This is a genomic window from Pseudomonas sp., from assembly GCF_030684895.1.
Classification (GTDB): Bacteria; Pseudomonadota; Gammaproteobacteria; order Pseudomonadales; family Pseudomonadaceae; genus Aquipseudomonas.
Genome location: NZ_JAUXXP010000018.1, coordinates 19,533 through 27,079 on the forward strand (window position 1 = coordinate 19,533; position 7,547 = coordinate 27,079).

At 60.2% G+C, this 7,547-nt stretch carries 7 protein-coding genes; 2 read left to right on the forward strand and 5 right to left on the reverse strand.

Going from position 1 to position 7,547, the window contains the following annotated elements:
• Window positions 1-36: 36 nt before the first annotated feature.
• Genes Q8M42_RS04165 through Q8M42_RS04185 form a run of 5 tightly spaced genes read right to left on the reverse strand, consistent with a single transcriptional unit; the run spans window position 37 to window position 4,196 of the window.
• Entirely contained in the window at window positions 37-309 is a 273-nt protein-coding gene (locus Q8M42_RS04165) for a DUF2160 domain-containing protein (protein WP_090386722.1), read from the reverse strand.
• An 11-nt stretch (window positions 310-320) separates the two neighbouring features.
• On the reverse strand, window positions 321-1,121 hold the full coding sequence (locus Q8M42_RS04170; protein WP_304869327.1) for a carbohydrate ABC transporter permease: 801 nt from the start codon (window positions 1,119-1,121) through the stop codon (window positions 321-323).
• Window positions 1,122-1,129: 8 nt separating this feature from the next.
• Window positions 1,130-1,993: a carbohydrate ABC transporter permease gene (locus Q8M42_RS04175; protein ID WP_304869328.1), complete on the reverse strand. Its 864-nt coding sequence runs from the start codon at window positions 1,991-1,993 to the stop codon at window positions 1,130-1,132.
• Window positions 1,990-3,102 carry an ABC transporter ATP-binding protein gene (locus tag Q8M42_RS04180; RefSeq protein WP_304869330.1) on the reverse strand — a complete coding sequence of 371 codons (1,113 nt, stop codon included), beginning with the start codon at window positions 3,100-3,102 and terminating at the stop codon, window positions 1,990-1,992. The genes Q8M42_RS04175 and Q8M42_RS04180 overlap by 4 nt, the downstream gene beginning before the upstream one ends.
• Window positions 3,102-4,196, reverse strand: coding sequence for an ABC transporter ATP-binding protein (locus tag Q8M42_RS04185; protein WP_304869332.1), 1,095 nt, complete (start codon window positions 4,194-4,196; stop codon window positions 3,102-3,104). The genes Q8M42_RS04180 and Q8M42_RS04185 overlap by 1 nt, the downstream gene beginning before the upstream one ends.
• Before the next feature lie 261 nt (window positions 4,197-4,457).
• Between Q8M42_RS04185 and Q8M42_RS04190 the strand changes: the two genes are divergently transcribed.
• Window positions 4,458-6,323, forward strand: a complete 1,866-nt coding sequence (locus Q8M42_RS04190) for a sigma-54-dependent Fis family transcriptional regulator (protein WP_304869334.1) — start codon at window positions 4,458-4,460, stop codon at window positions 6,321-6,323.
• Between the two features lie 231 nt (window positions 6,324-6,554).
• A complete protein-coding gene (locus Q8M42_RS04195; protein ID WP_304869336.1) occupies window positions 6,555-7,385 on the forward strand; it encodes a polysaccharide deacetylase family protein in 831 nt (276 codons plus the stop codon).
• The last annotated feature ends 162 nt before the right edge of the window (window positions 7,386-7,547 follow it).

A 7,547-nucleotide genomic window follows, 5' to 3' on the forward strand; every position in this document is an offset into this window, starting at 1 on the left:
GCGCCCAACCGGCAGGCGCGGCAAAGGCAGCCCGACTTAACCCCAACGCATCACTGCAAATAACCAGAACAGGGACAGCACCGAGGCTATCCAGACACTCCAATCGGTCGCGCCCACCACCAGCAGGTGCAGGTAGGCACTTCCAAGCAGACCGATAAACAACCGATCACCACGCGTGGTGCTGATCGGCAACAAGCCTTTGCGCTCGATACAGGGCGAACGCAGTTCCCAGATCGTCATGCCGACCAGCAGCATGCCGATAAAGCCGAAAAACAACGCCGTCGGCAGCGTCCAGGCCATCCAATCCATCGTCGCGACTCCTATACCCGGCCCAGGGCAAAGCCCTTGGCCACATGGTTACGGACAAACCAGATAACCAGCATGCCTGGCAAAATGGTCAACACCCCCGCCGCCGCCAGTACGCCCCAATCGATCCCCGATGCCGACACGGTGCGGGTCATTACCGCGGCAATCGGTTTGGCATCCACCGAGGTCAGGGTGCGCGCCAGCAGCAACTCGACCCAGGAGAACATGAAGCAGAAGAACGCGGTAACGCCGATGCCCGAGCCAATCAGCGGGATAAAGATCTTCACGAAGAATTTCGGGAAGCTGTAACCGTCGATATAGGCGGTTTCATCGATCTCCTTCGGCACCCCGGACATAAAGCCTTCGAGAATCCACACCGCCAGCGGCACGTTGAACAGGCAGTGCGCCAGCGCCACGGCGATATGCGTATCGAACAGGCCGATCGACGAATACAGCTGGAAAAACGGCAGCAGAAACACCGCCGGTGGCGCCATACGGTTGGTCAGCAGCCAGAAGAACAGGTGCTTGTCGCCGAGGAAGCGGTAGCGCGAAAACGCATAGGCCGCCGGCAACGCCACCGTCAGCGAAATCACCGTATTCAGGCACACGTAGTACAGCGAGTTGAGATAGCCCTCGTACCAGCTCGGGTCGGTGAAGATCACCTTGTAGTTGTCCAGGGTGAAGCCATGCGGCCACAGCGTCAGGCCGCCAAGAATCTCGGTGTTGCTCTTGAACGACATGTTCAGCAGCCAGTAGATCGGCACCAGCAGGAACAGGATATACAGCCCCAGCACTACTTTTTTAGGTAGGGTCATGGTCGGCCTCAGCGAGTCTTATCGTTGTGGGTCATGGCGGTGTAGAACAGCCAGGACACCAACAGGATGATCAGGAAGTACACCAAGGAGAACGCCGCCGCCGGACCCAGGTCGAACTGGCCGATAGCCATTTGCGTCAGGGTCTGGCTAAGGAAGGTGGTGGCGTTACCCGGCCCGCCCCCTGTCAGAACAAAGGGCTCGGTGTAGATCATGAAGCTGTCCATAAAACGCAGCATCACCGCGATCAGCAGCACGCTTTTTAGCTTGGGCAACTGGATATGGCGGAACACGGCCCAGTCGGATGCACGGTCGATACGCGCGGCCTGGTAATACACATCGGGAATCGCGCGCAGCCCCGAATAGCAGAGCAGCGCCACCAATGAGGTCCAGTGCCAGACGTCCATGATCAGCACAGTGACCCAGGCGTCGCTGGTATTGGAGGCATAGTTGTAGCTGATGCCCAGGCTGTTCAGGGTCCAGCCGAGCAAGCCGATGTCGGCGCGACCGAAGATCTGCCAGATGGTGCCGACCACGTTCCACGGAATCAGCAGCGGAATCGCCAGCACGATCAGCACCAGCGAGGCCATGCGCCCCTTGGTCGGCATGCACAAAGCGATGGCGATACCCAAGGGGATTTCGATCAGCAGCACGCAGGCGGAGAAGATGAACTGGCGTAGCAGCGAATCATGCAGACGGGTGTCCTGCAGCACCTGCTTGTACCAGTCGACGCCGACGAAATAGCGCGTGGAATGGTCGAAGATGTCCTGCACCGAGTAGTTGACCACCGTCATCATCGGCACGATGGCGCTGAACGCCACCAGCAGAAACACCGGCAGTACCAGCCACCAGGCCTTGTTGTTTTGCACCTTCATAGCTGCACCTCCAGCGCTTGCGCCTCAACCAGAAAGTCATCGGCGTAAAGCATCAACCACTGCGCCGGGAAGCTCAGGTATACCTGCTGCTGCGGCACGGGCTGATCTTCCTGCAGGCGCACCTTGAGCAATTGGCCGTCGAGCTTGAGGGTGAGAATCTTGTAGGTGCCGAGGTCTTCGACATGCACCACCTCGCCACACAGCGCATCTTCGTTTGGGCCATCCCAGATGTGCACAAACTCCGGGCGGATGCCGATTTTCAGCTTGGCTCCGGGCAGCTCGGCCAGTCGCCGATTGAGCGCCGCCGATAACGGCAGCAAGGTGTTGTTGAATCGCACACCGCCGGCATAAGGCAGTACATCGATCAGGTTCATCCCCGGACTACCAATGAAGTAGCCGACAAAGGTGTGGCTAGGCCGCTCGAACAACTCACGCGGCGTGCCGAACTGCACAATTTGACCGCCATACATCACCGCAATCTTGTCGGCGAAGGTCGAGGCTTCTAATTGGTCGTGGGTGACGTAGACCATGGTGATATTGAACTGCTCGTGAATCTGCTTGAGCTTGCGCCGTAGCTTCCACTTGAGATGCGGATCAATCACCGTCAATGGCTCGTCGAACAGGATCGCCGAGACATCATCGCGCACCAGGCCGCGGCCCATGGAAACCTTCTGCTTTTCGTCGGCAGTCAGGTTGCGAGCGCGCTTGTGCAGCAACGGGTGCAGCTCCAGTACCTCGGCAATTTCGTTGACCTTTGTGAGGATCTTCGCCTCATTCATGCCCTGATTACGCAAGGGGAAGGCCAGGTTGTCGAACACCGTCATGGTGTCGTAGACCACCGGAAACTGGAAAACCTGGGCGATATTGCGCAGCTCCGGCGGCAGCGTGTTGACCACCTTGCCATCGAACTGCACCTCACCATGGGACGGGCTAAGCAGCCCAGAGATAATGTTCAGCAGGGTCGACTTACCGCAGCCGGATGGCCCCAGCAGCGCATAGGCGCCGCCCTGCTCCCACACATGATTCATCTCGCGGATGGCGTAATCGGCCGCGCCAGTCGGCGTGCCACTGTAACTGTGGGCCAGGTTGTGCAAACGGATCTCGGCCATCAGGCAACCCTCCCCAGACGGCGGCTTGGCGCCTGAATCAACTGCCCATCAGCGGCGAAGACAAACAGCTTGTGGGTGGGGATATAGATGAGGATCGGCGTGTCCACGTCGTACTCATGCACCCCAGGCAGATGCAGGACCAGTACGAACTGCTCGTTGCGCACATGCAGAAAGGTTTCCGAACCGCTAATCTCGGCCAGTTCAACCGTTACCGCCAGTTCCAGATCGTCATCGTTGGATGGCACCAGGCCTATATGGCTGGGGCGCACGCCGAAGCGGTATTCGCCCTCGACGATGCCTTGCAGGTCCGGGTTGAGCGGGAAATGTACAGTGTCAGCAAAACTCACTTCGGTGCCGCTAACACGCCCCGGCATCAGGTTGATCGCCGGCTCGGAGAACAGCTCTGCGGCCAGCACCTGCTGCGGACGGTGGTAGACCTCGGCAGTCTTGCCGCTCTGCACCACCCGCCCTTCATGCAGGATGGTGGTGGTGCCGCCCAGGGCCAGGGCCTCATTGGGCTCGGTGGTGGCATAGATTGCGATGGTGTGGCGGGCCTCGAACAGCTCGCGCATCTCTTGGCGCAGCTCTTCGCGCAGCTTGTAGTCAAGGTTGACCAGCGGCTCATCGAACAGAATCAACGAGGCGTCCTTGACCAGGGCCCGGGCCATGGCCGTGCGCTGCTGCTGGCCACCGGACAACTCCAGCGGGTAACGTGCCAGCAGGCCCTCGATGCGCAGCATCTGCGCCGTGGCGTGGACCTTTTCCAGAATCTCGGCCTTGCTCACCCCAGCCTGACGCAGCGGCGAAGCGATGTTCTCGAACACCGTCAGGGTCGGGTAATTGATGAACTGCTGATAGACCATCGACACGTTGCGCTGGCGCACCGAGACATTGGTCATGTCCGCGCCATTCATCAAGATGCGTCCGCTGGTGGGTTTATCCAGACCCGCCATCAGGCGCATCAGACTGGTCTTGCCAGACAGCGTGCGCCCCAGCAGCACATTGAAGGAGCCAGGTTCGAAGCTCAGGCAGGCATCGTCGATATGCAGCTGGTGATCAACGATCCGCGTGACATGCTCCAGGGTAAGTGACATGGGCCGTCCTTTTTCTTGTTATCTGCCCAGTAACAAGGCGAGTTCCGTGCCAACCCGTTTCAGCGTCTGCAAACCATTGATTTAAAACAACTGCACGTAGATTTAGGCAACCAGCCCCAACGCCATTGAACACTTTTGAACAGTGCACAGTGAACAACTGAACAGTCGCAGCGTTGACATTGAACAGCCTTCGGCGACACTGCAGTCTGCCCGGCGCAGACTGCGGCCCATAACAACAAGAACCCGCGCGAGATACCTGTCATGGCTGACGCTGTCACTGCCCTGCCCCACGAGACCATCATCCAGGACTCCTGGACACGCTGCCGTGACTACGGCCTGACCCACCAGAGCACACCGATCTTCAACCAGCCCGAGCGCGGCGAAGTCAGCGCCCTGCTGGAAAGCCAGCATGCCCTGGTGCACACCACCCACAAGGAAGTGCTGCCCTACTACGGCACCATCCTGGCCAACTCCAATTGCCTGATCATGCTGGCCGACCATCAGGGCCAGGTGCTGCAATCCTGGGGCGACCAGCGCTTTATCGAACCCAGCCGCGCCGCTGGTTTTGTCGCCGGAGCCACCTGGCTGGAGCGTTACACCGGCACCAATGCCATCGGCACCGCCCTGAGCTGCGCCCAGGCCGTCCACATTCAGCACGATGAGCACTTCCTCAAAGCCAACCGTTTTATGACCGGCTCGGCCTCGCCGATTTTTGACGAGCAGCGGCAAATGATTGCGGTGCTGGATGTCTCCAGCGACAGCTACCTGCCGCCCTCGCACACCCTGGGCATGGTCAAGATGATGAGCCAGTCGGTGGAGAACCGCCTGATTCTCAACCTGTTCCAGCAGCGCTACTTCCAGCTGAGTTTCAACACCAGCCTGGATAACCTCAGCAGCCCCTGGGCCGGGCTGCTGATTTTCGATGAGCAAGGCCAGGTGGTTTCCGCCAATCGCCGTGCCGACAGCCTGCTAGGCGTGGGCCTGGCCCAGGTGAATATCGAAAGCCTGTTCGACGTGCCGCTGCAGCAACTGCTCAACCAGCCCGAGGCGCTGCCGTTCAACTTGCGCGCCAGCGGGCGCTTTCGCTTTCACGCGCAGATCAAGCGCCCGCAGCAACCTTCGCCAATCCAGGCCCGCGACTTTCGCCCAGCCCAACAGCCACCTGCCAGCGCCAGCAGCAACCACTTCACCCTGGCCTCGCTCAACCTCGGCGACCCGCGTGTCGACAAAGCGGTACGCCAGGCCGAGCGACTGCTGGAAAAAGACATTCCAATCCTGGTGCATGGCGAAACTGGAGTCGGCAAGGAGGTTTTCGTCAAAGCCCTGCACCACGCCAGTTCGCGCGCCAGCCAGGCGTTTATTGCGGTCAACTGTGCGGCTATTCCGGCCGAGTTGGTGGAGTCCGAGCTGTTCGGCTATGAAAAAGGCGCGTTTACCGGGGCCAACCAGAAAGGCAGCATCGGCCTGATTCGCAAGGCCCACAAAGGCACGCTGTTTCTCGACGAAGTCGGCGATATGCCACTGCGGGTGCAGGCCCGTCTGCTGCGGGTACTGCAGGAGCGCTGTGTACAACCGCTGGGGAGTAGCGAGCTGTACCCGGTGGATATCCGTCTGATTTCCGCTACCAACCGCCCGCTGCGCCAGGATGTGGAAAGCGGGTTGTTTCGCCAGGACCTCTACTACCGCATCAGCGGCCTCAACCTAGAGTTACCGCCGCTGCGCGAACGCACCGACAAGGGCGCCATGGTCCAACGCATCTGGGAGTACCACCGCGAGCCGCAACAATGGGCCGGGCTAAGCCAGGAAGTGCTGAGTCTGTTCGAGCGCCACCCCTGGCCCGGCAACCTGCGCCAACTGAGCAGCGTCCTGCAGATTGCCCTGGCCATGGCCGAGGATCAGCAGATCCGCGCCGAACACCTGCCGGATGATTTCTTTGCCGACTTGCAGCAAACAGCTGCGCCAACAGCCGCCACCGAGCCGCCACCGCTGACCAGTACCAGTGCGGATGATCTGGCCAGCCAGTACCAAGCCTGCGGCGGCAATATCTCGCACCTGGCGCGCAGCCTCGGAGTTAGCCGCAACACGCTGTACAAGCGGCTCCGGGAAACGGGCCTGACCGCGCGCTAAAACACGCCGCAGCGCGCCATAACATCCTGCTGACATGGACCTATACGGCTCAAGCAGAGTCGAACTTATTAACCCAAGCACAGGTTCCTACTGCGGCCTTGGCCGCATAGACTCCGCGCCCCGATGCCCTGCCAATCCATGTCCCTCGCGAGCCAAAGCCTAATGCGTTACCCCGCAACTCCAACACACGCTGTTTCGCGAATCACGCAATGGGCCTTCGCCTTAATCAGCATGCTGCTGTTGAGCGCCTGCAGCAGCCTTGCGCCGCCTAAACCCAACCCCGAGATTGAGCCGATACGCTTTCTCCTGAGTTTCGATGACGGCCCCAGCGCCAGCACCACCCACAATCCAACCGCACAAATACTCGACACATTGGCAGACAACCCGATCCAGCCAGGAATCAAGGCACTGTTCTTTGTCCAGACCCGCGCCGCCGGAGCCGGTGGCAGCATGCAAGGGCAAGCGCTGCTACGCCGCCAACAACGTGAGGGCCATCTGCTGGGTTTTCACACCGCGACCTCGGGGCACTCCAATCACCGCTTTCTCAGCGCTGAGGCACTCGATCAATCGCTGACCGACGGTGTAGCCGACCTGACCGCCCTCAGCGGCGCCGCGCCGCGCCTGGTGCGACCACCCTTCTGGAACTACGACGAACGCACCTTCGCCGCCTATCAGGCGCATGGTCTGCGCTTGCTGCTAACTGACCTGAGCGCCAACGATGGCAAGACCTGGGGTATCAATGGCAGCCTGCGCCGGCGCAGTAACCTGCGTGACCAGCTCGCCCGCGCCGCGCAGCAGATCAGCGTCGGCGCCTTGCCTGCAGTCGATGGGGTTATCCCGGTGGTGGTGACCTTCCACGACCTCAATCCCTATACTGCGCGGCATATGCAGGAATACCTGCAAATCCTGATGGATGTGGCCGAAGATGTTGGCCTGGCCACCGACAAACAACCGTTCTATAGCCAGCGCGACGCCCTGCAACGTGCCGCTCTCAGACGCGCCCTCGGCGACCCACTGCAATACGCCCGCCTGCCGGGGCTCTGGAACTGGATATGGAATTAGCAGCTAGTCGTGCGCAATAAAAAGGTTCTTCGCGGGATCGTGGGAAAGAGAGGATTGACAGTCAGGGATGCAGGTAAATTGGCAGTCGCCAAACACACCAACCCCTGCACCCTGCTGTCACCATGCATCCTATTGATCTTGCCGCTTTCTGGCCAGGCTACG

What these genes read in the sequence shown, in the direction of transcription:
- Q8M42_RS04175 (WP_304869328.1), bottom strand. Translation starts at nt 1,993, where the DNA reads ATGAAGGTGCAAAACAACAAGGCCTGGTGGCTGGTACTGCCGGTGTTT.
- Q8M42_RS04180 (WP_304869330.1), bottom strand. Translation starts at nt 3,102, where the DNA reads ATGGCCGAGATCCGTTTGCACAACCTGGCCCACAGTTACAGTGGCACG.
- Q8M42_RS04190 (WP_304869334.1), top strand. Translation starts at nt 4,458, where the DNA reads ATGGCTGACGCTGTCACTGCCCTGCCCCACGAGACCATCATCCAGGAC.
- Q8M42_RS04195 (WP_304869336.1), top strand. Translation starts at nt 6,555, where the DNA reads ATGCTGCTGTTGAGCGCCTGCAGCAGCCTTGCGCCGCCTAAACCCAAC.
- Q8M42_RS04165 (WP_090386722.1), bottom strand. Translation starts at nt 309, where the DNA reads ATGGATTGGATGGCCTGGACGCTGCCGACGGCGTTGTTTTTCGGCTTT.
- Q8M42_RS04185 (WP_304869332.1), bottom strand. Translation starts at nt 4,196, where the DNA reads ATGTCACTTACCCTGGAGCATGTCACGCGGATCGTTGATCACCAGCTG.
- Q8M42_RS04170 (WP_304869327.1), bottom strand. Translation starts at nt 1,121, where the DNA reads ATGACCCTACCTAAAAAAGTAGTGCTGGGGCTGTATATCCTGTTCCTG.